The organism is Duganella sp. Dugasp78 (assembly GCF_059491455.1).
Window position 1 is genome coordinate 6,949,179 of sequence record NZ_CP168506.1, and the last position, 21,842, is coordinate 6,971,020.

The 21,842-nt window shown below is 64.7% G+C and carries 17 protein-coding genes; 8 read left to right on the forward strand and 9 right to left on the reverse strand.

Going from position 1 to position 21,842, the window contains the following annotated elements; genetic code table 11:
- Nucleotides 1–62 precede the first annotated feature (62 nt).
- Nucleotides 63–1,463, forward strand: a complete 1,401-nt coding sequence (locus tag ACEN9O_RS30880) for an L-cystine transporter (protein WP_495615582.1) — start codon at nucleotides 63–65, stop codon at nucleotides 1,461–1,463.
- A 57-nt stretch (nucleotides 1,464–1,520) separates the two neighbouring features.
- A complete protein-coding gene (locus ACEN9O_RS30885; RefSeq protein WP_495615583.1) occupies nucleotides 1,521–1,760 on the forward strand; it encodes a hypothetical protein in 240 nt (79 codons plus the stop codon).
- Nucleotides 1,761–1,814: 54 nt separating this feature from the next.
- On the opposite strand, the gene ACEN9O_RS30890 is transcribed toward ACEN9O_RS30885, so the two are convergent.
- The 4 genes from ACEN9O_RS30890 to ACEN9O_RS30905 all read right to left on the reverse strand — a co-directional run bounded on the left by ACEN9O_RS30890 (nucleotide 1,815) and on the right by ACEN9O_RS30905 (nucleotide 8,614).
- Nucleotides 1,815–3,227, reverse strand: coding sequence for an OmpP1/FadL family transporter (locus tag ACEN9O_RS30890; protein WP_495615584.1), 1,413 nt, complete (start codon nucleotides 3,225–3,227; stop codon nucleotides 1,815–1,817).
- Nucleotides 3,228–3,455: 228 nt separating this feature from the next.
- The gene (locus ACEN9O_RS30895; protein WP_495615585.1) at nucleotides 3,456–6,680 is read right to left on the reverse strand and encodes an efflux RND transporter permease subunit; all 3,225 of its coding nucleotides are present in this window, start codon (nucleotides 6,678–6,680) and stop codon (nucleotides 3,456–3,458) included.
- A 3-nt stretch (nucleotides 6,681–6,683) separates the two neighbouring features.
- Complete coding sequence (locus ACEN9O_RS30900; RefSeq protein ID WP_495615586.1) at nucleotides 6,684–7,907, reverse strand: efflux RND transporter periplasmic adaptor subunit; 1,224 nt, start codon at nucleotides 7,905–7,907, stop codon at nucleotides 6,684–6,686.
- Nucleotides 7,908–8,191: 284 nt separating this feature from the next.
- Entirely contained in the window at nucleotides 8,192–8,614 is a 423-nt protein-coding gene (locus tag ACEN9O_RS30905; protein WP_495615587.1) for a divergent PAP2 family protein, read from the reverse strand.
- Nucleotides 8,615–8,724: 110 nt separating this feature from the next.
- On the opposite strand from ACEN9O_RS30905, the gene ACEN9O_RS30910 reads away from it, so the two are divergent.
- From ACEN9O_RS30910 to ACEN9O_RS30920, 3 genes are all read left to right on the forward strand, one after another.
- Entirely contained in the window at nucleotides 8,725–9,783 is a 1,059-nt protein-coding gene (locus ACEN9O_RS30910) for a DUF475 domain-containing protein (RefSeq protein ID WP_495615588.1), read from the forward strand.
- 37 nt (nucleotides 9,784–9,820) lie between these two features.
- A complete protein-coding gene (locus ACEN9O_RS30915; RefSeq protein WP_495615589.1) occupies nucleotides 9,821–10,192 on the forward strand; it encodes a DUF8785 domain-containing protein in 372 nt (123 codons plus the stop codon).
- A gap of 85 nt (nucleotides 10,193–10,277) precedes the next feature.
- Nucleotides 10,278–11,237: a hypothetical protein gene (locus ACEN9O_RS30920; RefSeq protein WP_495615590.1), complete on the forward strand. Its 960-nt coding sequence runs from the start codon at nucleotides 10,278–10,280 to the stop codon at nucleotides 11,235–11,237.
- A gap of 255 nt (nucleotides 11,238–11,492) precedes the next feature.
- On the opposite strand, the gene ACEN9O_RS30925 is transcribed toward ACEN9O_RS30920, so the two are convergent.
- Nucleotides 11,493–13,814 carry a coiled-coil domain-containing protein gene (locus ACEN9O_RS30925; RefSeq protein WP_495615591.1) on the reverse strand — a complete coding sequence of 774 codons (2,322 nt, stop codon included), beginning with the start codon at nucleotides 13,812–13,814 and terminating at the stop codon, nucleotides 11,493–11,495.
- A gap of 116 nt (nucleotides 13,815–13,930) precedes the next feature.
- Entirely contained in the window at nucleotides 13,931–15,019 is a 1,089-nt protein-coding gene (locus tag ACEN9O_RS30930; protein ID WP_495615592.1) for a serine/threonine protein kinase, read from the reverse strand.
- A gap of 63 nt (nucleotides 15,020–15,082) precedes the next feature.
- On the opposite strand from ACEN9O_RS30930, the gene ACEN9O_RS30935 reads away from it, so the two are divergent.
- Nucleotides 15,083–15,778: a UPF0149 family protein gene (locus ACEN9O_RS30935; protein ID WP_495615593.1), complete on the forward strand. Its 696-nt coding sequence runs from the start codon at nucleotides 15,083–15,085 to the stop codon at nucleotides 15,776–15,778.
- A gap of 72 nt (nucleotides 15,779–15,850) precedes the next feature.
- Here ACEN9O_RS30935 and ACEN9O_RS30940 read toward each other — a convergent pair whose 3' ends face one another.
- Entirely contained in the window at nucleotides 15,851–16,474 is a 624-nt protein-coding gene (locus ACEN9O_RS30940; RefSeq protein ID WP_495615594.1) for an FxDxF family PEP-CTERM protein, read from the reverse strand.
- Between the two features lie 290 nt (nucleotides 16,475–16,764).
- Here ACEN9O_RS30940 and ACEN9O_RS30945 point away from each other — a divergent pair, with 290 nt between their 5' ends.
- Nucleotides 16,765–18,678 (forward strand): DUF1800 domain-containing protein, encoded by a 1,914-nt coding sequence (locus ACEN9O_RS30945; protein ID WP_495615595.1) that lies wholly within the window; start codon nucleotides 16,765–16,767, stop codon nucleotides 18,676–18,678.
- A gap of 10 nt (nucleotides 18,679–18,688) precedes the next feature.
- Nucleotides 18,689–20,071, forward strand: a complete 1,383-nt coding sequence (locus tag ACEN9O_RS30950; protein WP_495615596.1) for a DUF1501 domain-containing protein — start codon at nucleotides 18,689–18,691, stop codon at nucleotides 20,069–20,071.
- A 57-nt stretch (nucleotides 20,072–20,128) separates the two neighbouring features.
- On the opposite strand, the gene ACEN9O_RS30955 is transcribed toward ACEN9O_RS30950, so the two are convergent.
- Together ACEN9O_RS30955 and ACEN9O_RS30960 are read right to left on the reverse strand one after the other, a co-directional pair.
- Nucleotides 20,129–20,716, reverse strand: coding sequence for a protein-S-isoprenylcysteine O-methyltransferase (locus ACEN9O_RS30955; protein WP_495615597.1), 588 nt, complete (start codon nucleotides 20,714–20,716; stop codon nucleotides 20,129–20,131).
- A gap of 82 nt (nucleotides 20,717–20,798) precedes the next feature.
- Nucleotides 20,799–21,773 carry a hypothetical protein gene (locus ACEN9O_RS30960; RefSeq protein ID WP_495615598.1) on the reverse strand — a complete coding sequence of 325 codons (975 nt, stop codon included), beginning with the start codon at nucleotides 21,771–21,773 and terminating at the stop codon, nucleotides 20,799–20,801.
- Nucleotides 21,774–21,842 lie beyond the last annotated feature (69 nt).

Consider the following 21,842-nt stretch of genomic DNA (forward strand, 5'->3'; position numbering starts at 1 on the left):
AGCGTGCTGATCGGCGTTCGCATATAAAATACGCGCTTCACTCGGACGGCAAAGGGCAATCCATGACGATCAACGTAATTCTCAACCTGCTGGCGACGCTGGCCCTGTTGGGCGCGCTGTACGCGCAGCAGCGCCGCCATGCGTCCTTTTCGGTGCGTGTGTTCACCGGCATGGGGCTGGGCGTGCTGCTGGGCGCGGTGCTGCAGGCGCTGTACGGCGCCGGCTCGGCCGAACTGAAGACCACCGGCGACTATCTCGACATCGTCGGCTCCGGCTACGTCAAGCTGCTGCAGATGATCGTCATGCCGCTGATCATGGTGTCCATCATCTCCGCCATCATCAAGCTCAAGGGCATCAACTCGCTGGGCAAGATCAGCGCGCTGACCATCGGCGTGCTGATGCTGACCACGCTGATCGCGGCCGGCCTCGGCATCCTGATGGCCAAGCTGTTCCACCTGAGCGCGGTGGGCCTGACCGCCTCCGCCGCCGACGCCGCGCGCGGCGTCTACCTGCAGGGCAAGGTCGAGGCGGCGCAGGCGATCTCGCTGCCGGGCATGCTGCTGAGCTTCATCCCGGCCAATCCCTTCCTCGACATGACCGGCGGGCGCAAGACCTCGACCATCGCGGTGGTGGTCTTCTCGGTGTTCATCGGCATCGCCGCCACCGGCATCCACGACAAGAAGCCGGACGTGTTCGCCAGTTTCGAGCGCTTCATCCAGGTCGCGCACGCCATCGTCATGCGCATCGTCACGCTGGTGCTGCGCATGACGCCCTACGGCGTGTTCGCGCTGATGGCGCAGGTGGTGTCGACCTCCAGCTACACCGACATCCTGCACCTGATCGACTTCGTGCTGGCCTCGTACAGCGCGCTGATCCTGATGTTCTGCGTGCACCTGGCGATCGTCGCCGGGGCCGGCCTCAACCCGGCGCGCTACGTGAAGAAAATTTTGCCGCTGCTGACCTTTGCCTTCACTTCGCGCAGCAGCGCCGGCGCCATCCCGATGAGCGTGCAGACGCAGACGCTGCGCCTGGGCACCTCGGAAGGCATTGCCAACTTCGCCGCCTCGTTCGGCGCCACCATCGGCCAGAACGGCTGCGCCGGCATCTACCCGGCCATGCTGGCGGTGATGATCGCGCCCACGGTCGGCATCGATCCGTTCACGCTGGCCTTTATCGCGCCGCTGCTGGCCATCATCACCATCGGTTCGGTGGGCGTGGCCGGCGTCGGCGGCGGCGCCACCTTTGCCGCGCTGATCGTGCTGTCGTCGATGAACCTGCCGGTGGCGCTGGCCGGCCTGCTGATCTCGATCGAACCGCTGATCGACATGGGCCGCACCGCGCTCAACGTCAGCGGCTCGGTTGCCGCCGGCACCGTCACCAGCCGGGTGCTGGGCGAAACCGACCTGGCGGTCTTCAACGGCGACGCCGAACTGCCTGTCGACAGCGACCGCAAGGCCGCCTGAGATGGAACCGGCGGCCGCCGGCGCGGTCTAATTTTTTCCCTTAACTGAAAGGAAAAAATGATGACTTCCCTATCCCTTACTTCCCGACTTTTGCTGGGCGCGGCCATGTCGGTCGCTTTGCTGGGCGGCTGCAACAAGCGCCCGGCGGACCAGCCGCCCACGCCCAGCGTGACCACGCCTGAACCGGCGCCCGCCACCACGCCGCCGCCAGCCACCACGCCGGATAACACGACACCTGCGCCCGCCACGCCGCCCGCGCAGCAAAGCAGCGCACCGCCACCCACCACCAGTAAATAAACGCACAGGCGTAAAAAAAGGACCCGAGGGTCCTTTTCGCTACCAGGTCCTGATTCAGAACTTGTAGTTGTAGGCGATGCCGAGCAGCGACAGATGGGTCTTGTAAGTGCCGCGGGTGGTCTCGCCGTTGCCGGTGCAGGCGGTCGCCAGCGGGTTGCAGGCGTTGGTGTAGTTGATCTGCGCGTTCTTGAAGTCCAGGAAGCTGTAGGCCAGGTCGATCGACGAGCGGGCGTCCAGCTTCCAGTTGGCGCCGAAGGAATACTGCATGCGGTCGCTGTCCGGCAGCGCCGGGTGGGTCAGCTCGGCGTTCTTGACTGGCGATTCGTCGTACGCCACGCCGGCGCGCAGGGTCAGGTTTTCGTTGTAGGCGTAGTTGCCGCCCAGCGAAACGCGCACCGTGTTTTTCCACTGCTGGCGGATCACTTCGGCGCCTTCGGTGGTGCCAGGGAACTGGATGTCCAGGTCGCCCAGGCGGTTGTGGCGCACGAAGGTCACGTCCGCCATGCCGGCCCACTTCGAGTCGAACTGGTGGAACACGTTGGCCGACAGCGTCTCAGGCGTACGCAGCGACACCAGCGCGGCCGAGTTGGCCTTGTGCGAGGCCGCTTGCAGCACGCCGTTGACGATAGGATCGCTGGTCACTTGCGAGAAGTCCCACACGGTGCTGCCCTTCAGCTGATGCGAGATCGACGAGCGGTAAGCCAGGCCGAAGCGGGTGTTCTGGTCCAGCGTGAACAGATAGCCCAGGTTGAAGCCCCAGCCCCAGTCCTTGCCGTCGTTGGAGCCGTGCGCGTCCTTGGTCGCGCGCAGCAGCGCAGGGTTGCCGCCCAGCGCGGCGATCTGCTTGGCCAGCGCGGCCGATTGCGGCGTGCCCGCCAGCGCCATCACCGAACCCGGCACGTCCACGGCCTGGCCCAGGTTGGCTTTCATGAATTCAGCGTCGATACCGAAACCGAAGGCGTGGTGCTCGTTGAGCTTGAACGAGGCCGACGGGTTCAGCGTGATCGATTCCAGCTTGACGTCGGACAGCGCATAGCGGCCGGTCCAAGTGTTGCCGTAGGTGATCTTGGTACCGTATGGCACGAACATGCCCATGCCGACGGTCCACTGCTGGTTCAGTTTTTTGCTCAGGTAGAACGATGGCGCGGTGACCTGGCTGGGCACGTAGTCGCCAGCGGCGGTACCGCCGGTCGGGGTGCCGGTGAAGCGGGTCGAGCCGCTGTCGGTGAAGGTCGAGTGCGGCACGACGACGGTGGCGCCGGCGCTGATCTGCAGGCCATCCAGGCGGGACAGGCCGGCCGGATTGTAGAAGATGGTCGAAGCATCGTTGGCTTCGGCGGCGTTGGAGTCAGCCGTGCCCTGGCCGGAGACGCTCTGCGAACCGAAACGGTAGCCGGACGCGTTGGCGCCGACGGACATGGCGCTGAGCGCGGCGGCAATGATCAGGGGAAGGTATTTGTGTTGCATGTGGGTCTCGCTTTATAAGTTGGCGGCACTGCGCCAGGTTTTTCTCGATTCTTGCGCCAAAACCGGTGCAGGAAGGCCAGCAGCATACTACAGTTACAAAACTAAACAAAAGGCAAGTCGTTAGAGGCTAAATTCTAATTAAAACCTTGAAACCGAGCAAATGCTCTGCATACCAGAAGTAAAAAAAGGACCCGAAGGTCCTTTTTTTAATATCGATAAAACAATGACTTAGTGCGGGTCCAGCGCGCCGGCCGGCGGCATGCTGCGGCCGCCCTTGCCGGTCACTTTAAACACCACCCACATCACCATGCGGAACACGAAACGCACGAAGATCAGCGTCAGCACAGCCTCGACCAGGATCGCGACCAGGGCCGGCGCCGCCGTCCAGCGCACGGCGCGGCGGTGGAACTTGGCGATGGCGCGGTCCTTGGCGATCTCGATGCTGTCGTAGAAGGTCGGCACCACCAGCAGGGTCAGGATGGTCGAGGTGATGGTGCCGCCGATGATGGCAATCGCCAGCGGACGGTAGAACTCGCCACCCTCGCCCAGCCCCAGCGCGACCGGGAACATGCCGGCGATCAGCGCGAAGGTGGTCATCAGGATCGGACGCAGACGCATGCGGCCCGCGTACATCAGCGCCTCCTCGCGGCCGTAGCCCTCCTCCTCGCGCTTGCGGGCCGCGTCCAGCAACAGGATGGCGTTCTTGGCGACCAGGCCCATCAACATGATGACGCCGATAAAGCTCATCAGGTTCAGCGTGCTCTTGGTGACCAGCAGCGCCAGCACCACGCCGATCAGCGACAGCGGCAGCGACAGCATCACCGCCACCGGCGCCGTGAACGAACCGAACTGCATCACCAGGATCAGGTACATCAGGCCGATGCCCATGACCAGCGCGATCGCCATCTCCGTGAACAGCTCGTTCTGGTTCTTGCCGTCGCCGCCCAGGTCCAGGCCGTAACCGGGCGGGTAGTCGATCGCGTTGGCCAGCTTCATGGCGTCGCCCGTCACCTCGCCGGGCGAGCGGCCCTGCACGTTGGCCGACACCGTCACGGTGCGCTTGCCGTTCTTGTGCTCGATGGTGGACGGACCCTTGCCCATCGTGATCGTGGCGATCTGGTCCAGCGGCACCATCTGGTTGGTGCCGGTCACCGAGATCGGCAGGCGCTCGATGTTTTCCGAGTTGACCCGGTCTTCCGGCGCCAGGCGCACCGCGACGTCGCGCGATTCGCCGGTCGGATCGACCCAGTCGCCCACCTCGACGCCGGCAAACGCCACCCGCAGCGATTGCGCCGCGTCGTTGACGGAGATGCCCATCGAGTTGGCCAGGCCGCGATTGAGTTCGATCTGCAGCTCGTTCTTCGGATCCTGCTGCGACAGGCCGACGTCCACCGCACCCGGCACCTGGCGCAGCTTGTCCATATAGGCGTTGGTGATCTCCATCAGGCGGCGCGAATCCGGGCCGGTGAACTCGATCTGCACCGGCTTGCCCTGGTTGCCCAGGTCGTCGACCACCGAGATCTCGGCGCCGGCGATATGGCTCATCTTCTCGCGCAGCTCGGCGCCGATCTGGAAGGCGGTGCGCTTGCGGAACTGGCGCTTGCCGATGTCCAGGTAGATGCGGCCGCCGCCGGCGTTGATGTTGGAGTTGGTTTCCTTGGTCTCCGGTATCGTGCGGGCGATGGCGGCGATGGTCTCCATCTTGCGGCGCGCGATCTCCACGCTGCCCGACGGCGGCATGCGCACGTCGATGGCGATGGTGCTGCGGTCGGCCGCCGGCAGGAAGCTCGAGCCGCCCCACTTGAGGTGCAGGCCGATGGCGCCGACAAAGGTGCTGAAGGCGATCACGGCCATCCAGCGGCGGTGGTGCAGCGCCCAGGCGATCACGCGGCCATAGCGGTCGGACTGGTGGTCGAACCAGTCGTTAAATTTCTGCAGCATCCTGCCCAGGCCCTTTTTCGGCGCCGTGTGGTGGTCGACCGGGTCGCCCCAGTAGGCCGACAGCATCGGGTCGAGCGTAAACGAGATGCCCAGGCTGACCAGCACCGAGCAGGTCACCGTCAGCGCGAACGGACGGAACCATTCGCCGGAAATGCCCGGCATGAAGGCCACCGGAATGAACACGGCGATGATGGAGAAAGTCGTGGCGGCCACGGCCAGGCCGATCTCGGCGGTGCCGTTCAGCGCCGCCGTGCGGCGGTCAAAGCCCATCTGCATATGGCGCACGATGTTTTCCCGCACCACGATGGCGTCGTCGATCAGCACGCCGATCGCCAGCGACAGGCCCAGCAGGGTCATGAAGTTCAGCGTGAAGCCGCACAGCCACACCGCGATGAAGGCCGCCACCACCGAGGTCGGCAGGCTCATCGCGGTGATCAGCGTCGAGCGCCACGAGTTCAGGAAGGCGTACACCACGAAGATGGTCAGCACCGCGCCCAGCACCAGCGATTCGATCACGTTGTTCAGGCTGCGCTGCGAATCGTCGCCGCCGTCGCGGGTGATTTCCAACCTGGTGCCGGCCGGCAGCGTGGCGTTGATCGCCTTGATTTCCTCGCGCAGCTTGGCCGCCACCGACACCGTGCTGGCGTCGCGCGAACGGGAGATGGCGATGCCGACGTTGGGCTTGCCGCTGCGGATGCTCACGCCGTCGACTTCGGCAAAGCCGTCCTCGATGGTGGCCAGCTGCGCCAGGCGCACCACCTCGTCGCCGCGGCGCTTGACCACCACGCCCTCGAATTCGCGCGGGGTGATGATGCGGCCGACCAGGCGGATGCTCTTCTCGTCAAGCACGCCGCGCACCTTGCCCACCGGCGCGTTGGTGTTCTGGTTGCGCAGCGCGTTGACCACCTCGCTGACCGAGACGTTATATTCACGCAGCTTTTCCGCGTGCAGCAGCACCGACAGCTCGCGCTTGAGCGAACCGTTGACCTGCACCTGCGACACCCCGTCCACCGCGCGGAAGCGGTCCGACAGCGTGTCCTCGGCCAGGCGCGAGATCTCGGCGTGGCTCTGGCTGGTCGACGACAGCGAGATCTGCATCACCGGATCGGAGGCCGGGTCGATGCGTTGCAGGATGGGCTCGCGCATCTCGGTCGGCAGCTTGTAGCGCACCGAGGCGATGGCGTTGCGGATCTCGTCGGACGCCTCGATCAGGTTTTTCTTGAAGCTGAACTCGATGAAGATCTGCGCCGAGCCTTCGTTGGCCGCGCTCTCGATCTTGGTGGCGCCGGAAATGGCCAGCAGCGGCTTTTCCAGGCGGTTGACGATCTCGCGCTCGACCGTGTCGGGCGAGGCGCCCGGATACGGCACGCTGACGATGATGAACGGCACCTCGACGTCCGGGTTCTGGTTGACGCGCAGCTTCTTCAGCGCCAGCAAGCCCAGGCACATCATGGCCACGATCAGCACGATCGTGGCGATCGGCCGTTTGATACTGAAATCAGATAAGAACATGGATTAGTTTCCTTTCGCTGCGCTGCCCTGGGCCGGCGCGGCCGACGCCTGGGCCGCGCCGTTGCCGGACGCGACCGCCTTCGGCGCCGCCAGTTCCACGCCCTGGCCGTCCTTGTAGCCGGAGTTCGGCACGCGCAGCACGCGGTCGCCGGCGGCCAGGCCGCTGCGCACTTCCCACTGGCCGGTGCGCGGATCGCGCACGCCGATGTTCAGCGCCGCCTTGTTCAGCGACTTGCCGCTGACGCGCCAGGTATACGTATGGTCGCCGCTGGTCACCAGCGCCGAATCGGGAATCATCAGCGCGTTGGCGACGTCGGACTCGACGCGGCCTTCGGCGTACAGGCCGGCCACGCCCGGCATGTCCTTGCCGGCAAACTCGACCAGCACCTCGACCTGGCGCGTGACCGCATTGGCCGACGGATCGACCCGCTTGACGCGGCCGCTGAAGTCGCGGTTCTGGTAGCCGTTAATGCGGAAGCGCACCGGCTGGCCGACCTTGACCACGCCGATCTTGTCGGCCGAGACCAGGCCTTCGAAGCGCATGCTGGCCGGGTCGATCACCTTGATCAGCTCCTTGCCGATGGCGGCGGTGTCGCCGTTGGAGACCTTGCGCTCGCTGACGATGCCGTCGAACGGCGCGCGCACCAGCGTGCGGGTCAGCTGCTGGTGGGCCGCAACCGAGCGCGACCTGGCTGCCGCCAGCTCGCTCTGGGCGTTGTTGCGACGGATCTCGGCATCCTCCAGCGCCTGGGTCGACACCATGCCCGACGAGCGCAGCGTCTTCTGGCGCTCGAACATGCGGGTGGCCTGCTCCAGCGACTGCTGGGCGGCGCGGGTGGCCTCGTCGGCCGAGTTCAGGGCGTCGCGGATCGAGGTCTCGTCCAGGCGCACCAGGATGTCGCCCTTCTTCACGGACTCGCCGTTTTCTTTCATGACTTGCAAGACCACCGCGCTCACTTCGGCGCGCAGGTCGGCCTTGCGTTCAGGCTGGACCGAACCGGTGATCACCGGACCCGACGCCAGGGCGTTGGTTTCGATGGTCAGCATGTCTTCCGGGGCCAGCGACAGCACGGCCGGGGTCTTGTCATCCTTGCCGTCCTTGCCGTCCTTGGACGCGGCGGCGGTGGCCGAGGCGCTGGCGCCGGCCTTTTCAGGCTCCTTGGAGGACTTGCCGCAGGCAACCAGGGCTGAAGCGACGGCGAGAGCTAGAAGGGTTTTGCGCAACATACAGTTCTCCGAGAAAGTGGCACGGGGGTGCTCGACGACTTATTAAAATTTTAGCCAGACTACAGGGCGCAGAGTATCTCCGACTGTCCGGAAACGGTCAATCAGCGTGCGACTGGACGACAGAAAACGTGGCTGAATTGCCAAATGCTGAGATAAACGGTGAAATGTCAGGATAGCCGGGAGCGGCCAAAAGAACAGGAAAACAAGCGCCGAACCCGCACTGCGGCGAACAGGGGTCGGACCCCGCGGGGTCCGACCCCGCAGTGGCTGGGGGGTACGTCCGATCAGCCGCGGCCGAACACGGCGTGGATGGCGTGGGCGATGGCGATGCCGGTGCACAGGCCGCCGGCGATTTCCACCAGCGTGTGGCCCATGCGCTCGCGCAGCCATTTGTGACCGCCATCTTCCTTGGCCAGGCGGTTGATCGCCGCCGCCTGCTTGCCAACGTGCTGGCGCAGGCTGTTGGCGTCGATGATCACGATGAAGCACAGCGTCACCGCCACACCGAAGGCCGGATGACCGATGCCCTCGCGCAGCGCGATCAGGGTCGCCATGCTGGACACCACGGCGCTGTGATTGCTGGGAAAACCGCCGTTGCCGACCAGGTTGAACGCCCATTTGCGCGCCTTGGCGCTATTAATCAGAAACTTGATCGGCCCGACCGTGATCCAGGTAATCAGCGGCGTGACGAGGTAAGCGATGTCCATCGATGGTTCCTTTGCATTTTTTGTGCCGCAATTATCGCAGATGGTCCCACAGCGGCGGAAGCAACTAATATAAAATTCAGGCCACTATTCCCATTTCAATAAAAACAACGATGCAACATTTCAGAATCTCTTTTGCCGTCACTATTATCCTGATGGCGCTGGCCGCCTGGTGGGGCTATGCCCACGGCGGCACCGCCGGCCTGCTGCAGGCGATGTGGGTAGCCGCCGTGCTGGGCGTGATGGAAGTATCGCTCTCGTTCGACAACGCGGTGGTCAACGCCTCGGTGCTGCGGCACTGGGACGCGTTCTGGCAAAAACTGTTCCTGACGGTCGGCATCGTCGTGGCCGTGTTCGGCATGCGGCTGCTGTTCCCGCTGCTGATCGTCTCGCTGGCCACCGGCCTGGGCCTGATGGACGTATGGCGCATGGCCACCGCCACCCCGGCCGAATACGCCAGGCACCTGACCGGCGCCCACGCCCAGGTGGCGGCCTTCGGCGGCGCCTTCCTGCTGCTGGTGTTCCTGAACTTCCTGTTCGACGAGGAAAAAGAGCTGCACTGGCTGGGCTGGATGGAAAAGAAAATGGGCCAGCACGGCACCGAGACGCTGGCCGTGCTGATGGCGCTGGGCGCGGTGTTTGCCTGCGTCGGCCTGGTGCCGGTGGAGGAAAAGTACACGGTGCTGACGGCCGGCGTGATCGGCGTGGCGGTCTACCTGGCGGTCGGCTGGATCAGCACGCTGCTGGAGGAAGAGCCGCCGGAAGACGAGGACGACATCACCGAAGCCAGCGTCGGCGCGGTGGTGGCGACGGTGGCGCGCGGCAGCTTCGGCGGCTTCCTCTACCTGGAAGTGCTGGACGCCTCGTTCAGCTTTGACGGCGTGATCGGCGCCTTCGCCATCACCAGCGACGTCGTCATCATCATGCTGGGGCTGGCCATCGGCGCCATGTTCGTGCGCTCGCTGACGGTGTTCCTGGTGCACAAGGGCACGCTGGACGAATACGTCTACCTGGAGCACGGCGCCCACTACGCCATCGGCATCCTGGCGCTGATCATGCTGTCCAGCGTCAAATACGAGATCCCCGAATGGTTCACCGGCCTGTCGGGGGTGGCGTTCATTGCGGTGGCGCTGTGGTCGTCGATACGCCACAAACGCCGGCTGGCCGCGTGATAAGATTAAAAACATTGCACTCAACCTAAGCTTATCCATGACCACTTCCAAACGCGTAACGCTCTACCTGGCCGGCCTGCTGGTCGCCGCCCTGCTGCTCTTCATGGCCTACACCTGGGTCATGCTGCACGTGTCCTACTCCGACGGCGAGCGGGCCGGCTACCTGCAGAAATTCTCCAGCCGGGGCTGGATCTGCAAGACCTGGGAAGGCGAGATCCTGCTGACCTCGATGCCGGGCGCCATTCCGGAGAAATTCGAATTCAGCGTGCGCGACGACGCCGTCGCCCAGCAGCTGATGTCGGCCACCGGCAAGCGCGTGGTGCTCAGCTACGCCCAGCACAAGGGTGTGCCCACCCAGTGCTTTGGCGAAACCGAGTACTACATCACCAAGGTCCAGGTTCAGCCGTGATCATTGCCGCGCCAGCAACATGGCGCGGCACTTCCCGGGTTTCCGGTAACCTCAGCAGTATTCCCGACAGAAACTGAAGCCACCTATGCCGAACCGCCTTCCCCTACTGCTTGCCGCCCTGCTGGCGGGCGCCGCCGCGCAAGCCCAGGACTTGTCGATGCAAGGCGGCGCGCTGCACGTGAGCGGCGGCGACCAGAACTCGTTCGCGGTCGGCGTCAACTACGCCCAACCGGTGGGCGACTACCTGGCGCTGAGCCTGGGTTACCTGAACGAAGGCCATCCACGCAACCACCACCGCGACGGCGTGTCCGGCCAGCTGTGGCTGCGTTCGCACATCAACCAGCAGGGCATGTCGTGGGGCGTGGGCGTGGGGCAGTACTTCTACTTCGACACTTCGCGTCCGGCCGGCGGCAGCGGCGACACCTACGTCAACGACCACGGCTGGGCACACATCTACAGCGTGCAGGCCACCTGGCACTACCCCAGCCTCTGGTACACGCAAGTGCAGCTGAACCGCGTGGCCCCGACCGGCATCAAGGATGCAACCACGTCGCTGCTGCTGGGCTTTGGCTACCGCTTCGACACCGTGCGCGGCGACAAGCTGCATCTGGACGGCGGCACGTCGACCGACGACACGGTGACGGTGCTGGCCGGACAAACCATCGTCAACAGCCTGGAATCGGAGCGCTCGCACGCCACCAGCATTGAATACCGGCGCGCGGTCGGGCGCTATGTGGATTGGACGGTCACCGGGCTCAGCGAAGGCACCACGGCCCCGACGCACCGCACCGGCGTGGCGACGCAGCTGTGGCTGATCCGCTCGCTGAACCGCGAGGTGGAGCTGGGGATGGGCGTGGGGCCCTATCTGGCGCTTGAAGTGCACGACGTGCCGGGCACGCGTTCGCACAAGGCGGGGCTGGTATCGGTGGCGAGCCGCTACCACTTCAGCAAACGGGTAGTCGGCACGCTGTCGCTGAACCGTGTCGTCACCGACTACCACCGCGACGCCGACCTGCTGCTGGTCGGCCTGGGCTACAGCTACTAACCCCCACATCGTCATCCCCGCGAAAGCGGCGGTCCGCCGTCGCGGGACCACGCTGAGCTTGCTGCGGAGGCGTTGTATGGATTCCGACCACTGCGCCCTCTTCCGCTTGCTTGCACTCGCTCGCGGCCGCCGCCACTTTCGCCTGCACCGCAGCACATCGTCATCCCCGCGAAAGCGGCGGTCCGCCGTCGCGGGACCATGCTGAGCTTGCTCCGGAGGCGTTCTATGGATTCCCGCTTTCGCGGGAACGACAGATCAGCGGGCGCGCCAGACGGCTTTGCCGGCTTCGGCTGCAGGCGCCTGGCGGGCCGCTTCCTTACGGGCGCGGGCGGCGTCCAGCGTGGCGACCACTGCGCCCTCTTCCGCTTGCTTGCACTCGCTGGCGGCCGCCGCCACTTTCGCCTGCACCGCAGCCAGCGCTTTTTGCGCGGCGGCGTGGCGGCGGGTTTCCAGTTCCAGCAATTTCTGTTTGGCGGCAGTCATCGCGGCGGTGGTGTCGGCCACCTTGCGCTGCATGGCCGCGTGCGCCTGTGCAGCCTCCAGCAAGGCCTGCTGCGCGGCGGCCTTGTCGGCCACGGCTTGCACGGCGGCCTGCTCGGCCAGTTCGCGCTGATGCATCGCATCGGCCTCGGCCTGCTCGGCGTCGGCGCGCTGACGTGCACCGGCCGCCACATTGCGCTCCGCTTCCAGACGGCCGGCGATCGCTTTCGACGCGCGGATTTCCGAAGCGGCGGTCAGGCGCTGCTGGGTCAGCTTCTGGTCGATCAGCGCCAGCGACTGACGCTCGGTCTCGATGAATTCACGCTCGGCCAGCAACAGCGCTTCGGCGGTGGCGGCCTTCTCCTGCTCGACGCGGGCGCGCTCGGCATGCACCACGCCCAGCTCGACCGCCAGACGGGCCTGCGCCGCCAGCGCCTGTCCGGCGATGGCTTTCTGTTCGGCTTCCAGCGACACCTGCTCGGCCATCAGGCGCGCGGCTTCGGCTTCTTTTTCAGCGGCGACGGCCAGGCGCTGCTCGGCTTCCCGCTGCTGGCGATAGGCTTCGGTCTGCGCACGCTCAGCGGCGATGCGGTGTTGCGCGGCGTCGGCGGCTTCCTGTTCGGCGGCCAGTTTCTCTTTCAGCGCGGCGATGGCTTGCTGCTCGGCGGCGGCACGGTCCTGCTCGGCTTTCAACAGCGCTTGCGCTTGCCCGGCCTTTTGCATGGCCATGGCGTTGGCCTGATTCTGCGCTTCGACATGCAGCGCCAGCGTGGCGATCTCCTGCTGCTCGGCGGCGTTCTGGCTGGCGGCCAGTTCGGCAGCGGCGCGCGACAAGGCAGCGCGCTCCTCGGCCAGCTCGGCGGCTCGCTGTTGTTCCAGGCTGTCGGCGCGGGCGGCTTCGGCTGCGGCTTCATCGGCGGCCTGGCGCAGCTTGGCTTGCTCCAGCGCCAGCGTCTCGGCTTCGACCTTGGCGTGGGTTTTCAGTTCGGCTTCCTGCTCGGCCTGCACGCGGGCCAGCGCCACGGCGCGCAGCTGGCTGTCCACTTCGATGCGCGCCTCGGTCGCGGCCAGGATGCTGGCGTCCGCATCGCGGCGCGCCTGGGCGCTGGCGGCGGCCACCATTTCCAGGCGTTCGCGGTGGATCGCGGCGTCGCGGATTTCCTTCTCGGTTTGCAGGCGCAGATGCAGCGATTGCGCCGCGCTGCGCTCGGACTCGGCCTTGGCCAGCGCGATCTGCTCGCGTTCCTGCTCCAGGTGCGCCAGGGCGCGGGCTTCCTCCAGCGCGCGCACTTCGGCGGCGGCGCGGTTGAAGGCCGATTCCAGCGCGATCTGGTCGGCGCGCTCGCGCTGCACGGTCAGGTCCAGCGCCTCGGCTTCGGCTTGTGCCAACATCTGCGCGGTCTGGCGGGCGGCGTGGGCGTGACGCTCGCGTTCGCGCGCCAGCGTTGCCACACGCGCGTCGGCGGAGGCGATGCCGACCACTTCTTCCTTGGCGGCCTGCACGGCGGCCACGCGCTCCACCGCTTGCAAACGGGCTTGTTCGGTTTGCGCGGCCAGCTCCTCGGCGGCGCGGGCGGCTTGCTCGGCCAGCTCGGATTCGGCGGCGATCTGTTCGTGGGCGCGCTTGCGGCTTTCGCTCTCGGCCTTGGCGCGCAGCTCGGCGGCGACGCGGATTTGCGTGTCGGCTTCGACACGGGCGCGCAGTTCGGCGGTTTCCTGTTTGACGGCGTCCAGGCGGGCCACGCTGGCCTGGGCGGCGGCGCGCAGCGATTCGAGGCGCTCGCGATTGGCGGCGATCGCCTCTTCCGACGCTTGCGCATTTTGCAGCGCGACGGCGGCGGCGGCGGCGTCCATCGCGGCGCGGTCCTCGGCCAGCGAGCGGGCGCGGGCTTCGGCGTGGGCGCGGTTCTCGGCGGCGCAGGCGGCCTTGGCGTCGGCTTCGACGCGGGCGATCGCTTCCTGGATCGCCTTCATTTCCATCGCGGCGCGCGGGGTCGAGGTAGCTGGAGTTGCTTCGTCCGGGTCATGCAGCGACACCATGGGGAGCAGTGTGACGCCATCTTGTACGCTGTCTTGTTTGGCCAGTTGTGCTTGCATGAGAGTTCTCGCTAGACGATATGCCCCGGCACCAACCGGGACTTCTGAGTTCTCATTATCAAGCACGGGGCAAGCAAGCCGAACCGCAAGGAGAGCGGGAAAACCCCGTCAATTCGCTAGATCGGCAGCGGCGGCTCGTCCATCAGCGAAATCTGCTCCTTCAGCTCCAGGATGCGGTCCTGCCAGTAGCGCTGGGTGTTAAACCACGGGAAGGCCACCGGGAATGCGGGATCGTCCCAGCGCCGCGCCAGCCAGGCCGAGTAATGGATCAGCCGCAGCGTGCGCAGCGCCTCGACCAGGTGCAGCTGGCGCGGCTCGAACTCGCAGAAATCCTCGTAGCCGGCCAGGATGTCGGACATCTGGCGCACCTGGTCGGCGCGCTCGCCGGACAGCATCATCCACAAGTCCTGGATCGCCGGCCCCATGCGGCTGTCGTCGAAGTCGACGAAATGCGGACCAGCGTCGGTCCACAGCACGTTGCCGCCGTGGCAGTCGCCGTGCAGGCGCAGCTGGGGCAGCTCCCCGGCGCGGTCGTAGCTGCGACGCACGCCGTCCAGCGCCTGCGCCGAGACGCTGGCGTAGGCTTCCCGTAAATCGGCCGGGATGAACTGGTTGGCCTGCAAATAGTCGCAAGGCTCGGTGCCGAAGGTGGCGATGTCGATCGCCGGCCGCTCCAGATACGGCTTGATCGCGCCCACCGCGTGGATGCGGGCGATGAAGCGCCCGGTCCACTCCAGCACCGACGGATCGCTCAGCTCGGGCGCGCGGCCGCCGTGGCGGGTGAACACGGCAAAGCGGAAGCCGTTGAAATGATGCAGCGTGGCCCGGTCCGGGCCCAGCGCCAGCGCCGGCACCACCGGGATCTCGCGCGCGGCCAGTTCGTCGGTGAAGGCGTGCTCCTCCAGGATGGCCGCGTCGCTCCAGCGGCCGGGACGGTAAAACTTCACCACCAGCGGCTTGTCGTCCTCGATGCCGACCTGGTAGACGCGGTTTTCATAGCTGTTCAGCGCCAGCAGGCGGCCGTCGCCGCGCAGGCCGATGCTGTCGAGCGCGTCGAGCACGCACTCCGGATTGAGCGCCGAATAGGGATGCGGCACCGCTTCCGGCTGGCTGTCGGCCGCCCCGGCCAGCGCGTCGGCCATGCTGGCGGCCAAGGCCGCGGCGCGGGCGTCTTCTTCTTCGTCGTCGAAATGATCTTGGTTCATCCCCGCATTGTACGGGGCGCGGCGTGTATACTGTCGGCTTCAATCCAATAAAAAGAGCAAGCCATGCAACTCGACCAGCCACTGAGCGAAAAAGAATTCGACGAACTCGACAACTTCCTGTTGTCCGACCGCAGCCCTGAAGATGCGATGACGATGGATATGCTGCACGGCTATCTGACCGCCATCGCCATCGGCCCGGAAACCATCATGCCGGTGGAGTGGCTGAAGCGTGTCTGGGGCCAGGAAGATACCGACATCCCGAAATTCAAGAACGAAAAGGAAGAGGAGCGCATCCTCAACCTGATCATGCGCTTCATGAACGAAGTGCTGGTGACGTTCGAAGTGGCGCCGAAGGAATTCGAGCCGCTGTTCGTCGAACACGAGCACGAAGGCCAGACCCTGATCGACGCCGAAGCCTGGTGCTGGGGCTTCTGGGAAGGCATGGAGCTGCGTCCGGGTTCGTGGAACGAGATCTGGGAATCGGACGTGCAGGAGCTGATGAAGCCGATCTACCTGCTGGGTGCGGACGAGATCGAGGAAGAGGAGCTGCCGCTGGTGGAAGATCCGGTCAAGGCGCACAAGCTGGCGCAGGAGCTGGAAGCCAACCTGCCGGCTATCTACAAGTTCTGGGTACCACGCCGCAAGGCCGCCGTGACCACCCTGGTGCGCGACGAACCGAAGGTCGGTCGCAACGACGACTGCCCTTGCGGCAGCGGCAAGAAGTACAAGAAGTGCCACGGCGCTGATTCGGCAGAGTAAGCCCCTCCCCTGCATGAACCATGTAAAAATGCCCGGATCAACCGGGCATTTTTACATTGGCGCGTGGCGCGATTATTTTGAGGCTTTGCGGCGACGAACGACGAAGCCGATCATGCCCAAGCCGGCCAGCAGCATGCCATAGGTTTCTGGTTCCGGCACAGCCGAGGTCAGCGAGACGTTGTCCAGAAAGGTACCCAGCGAATCGGAGGTGCCGGAGGCCTTGAAGGTCAGCAAGTCTGCGCCGAACATGCTGCCGGTGACGGTCAGCTTCTGCGTAGTCCAAGTGCTGTAGCCAGCGCCATAGGTGCCGACAACCTCGCCATCCCACAATACCTGCATGCCTTGCGACCACGCATTGACGCCGGGCCGGTCTTGCAGGGCAAAGCTCAGAGTGTAGCTCTGGTTTTCCTGGGTGCCGGTGACCAGCTGTGACATCGAGCTGTTCTGGTTGGTATCGAGTTCGACGACGTTATGGCCGTCGGCACCCATTCCGTAGACGTTATTTTGCACTTCGATGCCGTGGGTCTGACTGAACCAGCCCTCGATTTTGCTGAAGTTTACCGCTTGATGGTCGGGCACAAATTGACCGAAACCCAAATTCTCAAAGCTGCCGTTGACGATAAGATCGGCGGCGTGGGCGCTGCCGGATGCCAGCAGTCCGGTGACGACGGCGACTTTGACCAGTGTTTTCATCATGGTGCATTCCTTTTTATCAGGCCATTAATTGTCAAAATGTATTTTCATAAAAGCATTTTAATCATAGCATTGGTAGTTATAAAAAGTACACATGAACTTCCGAAAAGCAAAACTCCTTACGGCTATAAGTCGGCCCTCCCCGCTGACATAAATTGTCAGCACCCTCCTGACATTTTTTGTCCAGCACAGGCAAATTTTGTCGCCTCCCCTTCAAAATCAAACGCTTAGCGACAGGCACAGATGTTGCCTAATGACATCCGTCGCCTGAAAATAACAATGGGGAGAAGTCGATGTCATTTTTACCAACACGCGTCTGGCCGGCCGCTTGCCTGCTGAGCTTGAGCGGCTCGGTGTGGGCCGCTACCGCCACAGTGGAAAGCACCGCCAAGGGGCCTATCGCATTGGGCAGCAAAGTCTGGTTCCTCGGCAAGGTCGATGGCCAGGGCGTCTACATGAATTTCGCCGTCAACGGCATCCCGGGCGGCAATGCCACCTACGGCAAGCTGAATTCGCAGAACGGCGAATACATCGCGCCGTCCGTGCTGCCGGCCAATGTGACCATCACGATCACCGGCACCACCACCAAGGATGCCAAGCTGGGCGCCAACCTGTCCGCCAGCACCACGCTGACCTTGAAGAAGGCGACTACGCCGACACCTACCCCGACGCCCACGCCTGAACCGACGCCAAGCCCAACGCCTACGCCTGCCCCAACACCAACGCCGACGCCGACTCCAGCCCCAGCGCCAGTGCCGCCACCGATCGGCCAGCAGCCCGTACCAGACGCCGCCAAGATCAGCGCCGTGCGCCTGCTGGAGCAAGCCACCTTCGGCGCCACGCCTGCCGACGTGGCCGCGATCAAGGTCAACGGCCAGGCCGCCTGGCTCAAGCAGCAATTCGCCATGCCGGCCAGCGCAGTGCCTGTCACCACCGACATGAAGCTGCTGCAAAACACCTGGTACAAAAACATGGCCAGCGGTCCGGACCAACTGCGCCAGCGCATGATCTTCGCGCTGTCGCAACTGTTCGTCATCTCCGCCGACAAGAACCCTTACGCCAACGAAATCCAGCCCTGGCTGACCACCATCTCCAACAACGCCTTCGGCAACTTCAACACACTGCTGCGCGAGATGACGCTCAATCCGTCGATGGGCAAATACCTCGACCTCGGCAACAGCATCGCGCCATCGCCGAACGAAAACTACGCCCGCGAAGTGATGCAGCTGTTCACGCTCGGCCCCGTCATGCTGAACCAGGACGGCAGCGTGCAGACCGACCGCAACGGCGACCCCATCCCCACCTACGACCAGGCCCGCATCAGCGATTTCGCGCGCGCCCTGAGCGGCTGGACCTATCCGGGCAGCAGCACCACCGGCATCAACTGGGAAAGCTTCACCGGCCCGCTGCAACCGCGCGACAAGTTCCACGACCAGGGCAGCAAGACGCTGCTGTTGGGCGCCGTGCTGCCAGCCGGCCAGACCGCCGTGCAGGACATGGACGGCGTGATGCAGAACCTGTTCCAGCACCCCAACCTGCCCCCCTTCATCGCCACGCGCCTGATACGCGCCTTCGTCAGCAGCAACCCGAGCCCGGCCTACATCACCCGAGTGGCCGACGTGTTCGCCTACGGCGCGGCCGGACGCGGCGACCTGCAAGCCACGCTGACCGCCGTGCTGACCGATCCCGAAGCGCGCCAGGACCAGCCTGCCGCCACGCAAGGCCACCTGAAGGACCCGATGCTGCAATCGATCGGCCTGTTCCGCACGCTGGGCGCCAGCGTCACCGATCCCACCAACCTGTTCTGGGACTACTTCCTGCTGGGCCAGAAGATCACCGCCGCGCCAAGCGTGTTCAACTTCTACTCGCCGATGACGCGCCTGCCCGGCTCGCCGCAATACTACGGTCCCGAGTTCCAGCTGTACGCGCCCAGCCTGGCCGTGGCGCGCGCCAACTTCCTGTTCAAGTTCATCTCCGGCGAATACAAGGGCATGGTCAATGTCGACATCACGCCGTTTGTCAGCGTGGCCGGCAACGCCACCACGCTGATCAACCTGGTCGACGCCACCTTGCTGGCGGGCCGCATGTCGACCACCGCGCGGCAGGCGATAGGCGCCGCCGTCAACGCCTCCACCGACCCGCGCCAGCGCGCCATCAGCGCGCTCTACCTGGCCGCCATCAGCGCCGAATTCGCCGTCGCACAATAAGGACACGACCATGAACCAGCATTCAACCAACCGCCGCCGCTTCCTCGGCGCCAGCGCGCAGACCGGCTTGATGGGCGCGCTCTCCGCGCTGGGCCTGACAGGCGTGGCCACGCCGGCCAACGCCGCCGTCACCGATTACAAGGCGCTGGTCTGCCTCTATATGTTCGGCGGTAACGACGGCAACAATATGATTGTGCCGCTCGACAGCACCCGCTACGCGCAATACAACGCCATCCGCGCCAGCCACGGCCTGGCCTTGTCGAGCGCGGCCAAGACGCTGCTGGCAGCACGCAGCGCCACCGTGCAGGCGACCGACAATCCGGTGACGCAGCCGTTCGGCTTCCACTACGGCATGCCGGAGCTGGACACGCTGTACGGACAAGGCCAGGTGGCCGCCATCCTCAACGTCGGCAACCTGCGCCAGCCGCTGAGCAAGGCGCAGTACCTGACCGGCAAGGGCGTGCCGTCGCAACTGTTCTCGCATCCCGACCAGACCATCCAGAACCAGGCCGGCACGCCCTCCTCCGCCGCCACCGGCTGGGGCGGACGGTTGATCGATGTGCTCGGCACGGGCGGTCATCTGGATGCGATCTCGGTCGGTGCCGGCGGCCTGTTCATCGAAGGCGCCAACACGCACGGCAACCTGCTGCCGGGCGACGGACAGCTCGATCTCGCCGGCATGAATTTCTGGCCGCAGAAGGAAGCCGACGCGCGGCGCGCGGCGCTGGTGCAGATCCTGTCGGCGCAGCATCCCAACCTGATCGCCGGCGCCGCCAACAAGGCGCTGCTGAACGGCATGGACCTGGTGACCGATCTGAAGAACGCCAACGCCGGCGCGCCACTGTCCACCGTGTTCCCGGGCACCTCGCTGGGCCAGCAGTTGAAGACGGTCGCGCAGCTGATCCGCATCCGCGCGCAACAAGGGCCGGGACGGCAGGTGTATTTCGTTTCGCAGGGCGGCTTCGACACCCACGGCGGCCAGGCCTACCAGCAGTTCGACATGCTGCGCCAGGTATCGCAGGCGCTGGCCGCGTTCCAGCTGGCGCTGGCGGAGATCCGCGCCGCGCAGCAGGTGACCAGCTTCACCATGTCCGAATTCGGCCGCACCTTGCAGCCCAACAGCGGCGGCACCGATCATGCATGGGGCAATCATCACCTGGTGGTGGGCGCGGCGGTCAAGGGCGGGCTGTACGGGCAGTTCCCCGACTTCACGCTGGGCGGCAAGGACGACGCCACCGGACGCGGCGCCTGGATACCGCAGTTCTCCAACCAGCAATACGGCGCCACGCTAGGCCGCTGGTTCGGCGCCGATGCGGATATGTTGCAGAATCAGGTCTTCAAGAACGAACTAGCCAGCTTCCCGCAGCCGGACCTGGGCTTCATGCTGAGCTAATACGATGGGGCTCACGATGGGCGCACCCAGCGGCAGGGCAAGGCCGGTAAGCCAGGCCTACCCCCAGCTGGGAAGCAGGCGCCCGGTGCGCTTCTGGTAATCGGCGTATTGATTGCCGAAGTGATCCAGCATCATTTTCTCTTCATAGTCGATACGCAGATTGTACAAAACCAGAAACGCCACAAGGAACGCCGGCCCGGCGATCCAGTTCCCAAGCAACAGTATCTGAGCCAATCCCAGCAGGATCACGCCGGTGTACATCGGGTGGCGGATGTTCTTATACACGCCCTGGGATACCAGCACATGGGCATCCTTGACTTCCAGTGTCGGCGAAAACTGTCTGCCGAGGTCGGCATGCGAGCGCCAGAACAACCACAGCCCGACCACGGCGATCGCGCAGCCGATCCACCCTGCGACCGGGGCCACCGGATAAGTGGCGACATTCAGCCAGGGGGAAACGAAATAAATCAATGGCAACGTCACCGATCCGGTGAAGACCAGCGTCAGGCAAAATTTCTCTTTCGCGTTGGAGCGCGACTCGACCGCTTTGATTTTCTTCCCGTGATACTCGCGGGGAACGCGGATCAGGAAACTAACAAACACCATCGCGATAAACACATAATCAAAAACACTTAAGTGGCGCATAGGGCATTCCTTCGACGGAGAACGGAAGTTGTCACGGATGACAATATGCCAACATCAGCACCTGGAGTCAAGCACCTGGAACTTACTCCACCGCCAGCTCATCGGGAACGTTGTAGACAAAGGCTTTGCTGTCGAACATCAGCTTCCAGGTCTTCGCCTCCAGCGCCGCGCCATATTGCGTGCCTTTGGAGCTGACCGTCAGCGGCCCCGGCTGCGGGCCGATGACGTCGGCGGTGCGGTAGGTCCAACGGCTGTGCTCGCAGCGCATGGGCTCGTTATCGCCCAGCGCTTCGGCTTCGTTCACTTCCTGCTCGCTGGTCTGCTCCTGGTTGCCCATCGCTTCCACCGCCTTGCGCCAGGTTTCGTGTTCGACATTGGCCTGCGCGCAATCGCCAGGCTCGGCGTCGACCGAGGCCTTGAAGCGTGCCAGCAAGGCGATCTCCTCGCCATGCGGCGCCAGCATCACATTGCTGACCACGACCTGCTCGCCGGCCGGACGGGTGCCGGTCTGCACCTTCAGCACCCAGCCCCAGGTGCGCTCGGACAGGGCCTCGAAGCGCACCTTTTCCGGCGTCACCGGCACGTCGCTCTCGTAGCGGTATGGCGAGCTGATCTCGACCAGTCCGCCGCCGGGCTTGGTGTCGGGACGGATCTGGAACACGCCGTAGAAATTGCGCCCGTTGCCTTTCAGCGAAACGCCGCTGACGGCGAAAAACAGCTCGTCGCTGGCGCCCACCGCCTCGATCCGCGCCTGCTGGATCACCCGCACCAGGAAGGGCTCGTTGGACTCGTCCACATACACCCAGCCCTTTTTCTCCGCCGAATATTTGCCGTAGGTGCGCGTCATAGCCTCATCGATGGAGGCGGTCTCGTCGATCTTGATCAGTTGCGGCTCAGTGCTGGCCTTGATGAACACCGCCACCATCAGCGCGATCATCAGCACGCCCAGCACCGCCAGCGTGTACAGCACGTAGCGGCTCCACTTGCGGCGCTTGGGCGGCGGCGGGGTTTGGATGGGAGTGCGTTCGGCGACGCCGGGTTCGAGCAGATCAGGCATAAAGATTCCCGCAAAGAGATTGCTAAATTAACATTTGCAGAATCATAATTCCAAAAAGAAAAGACGGGC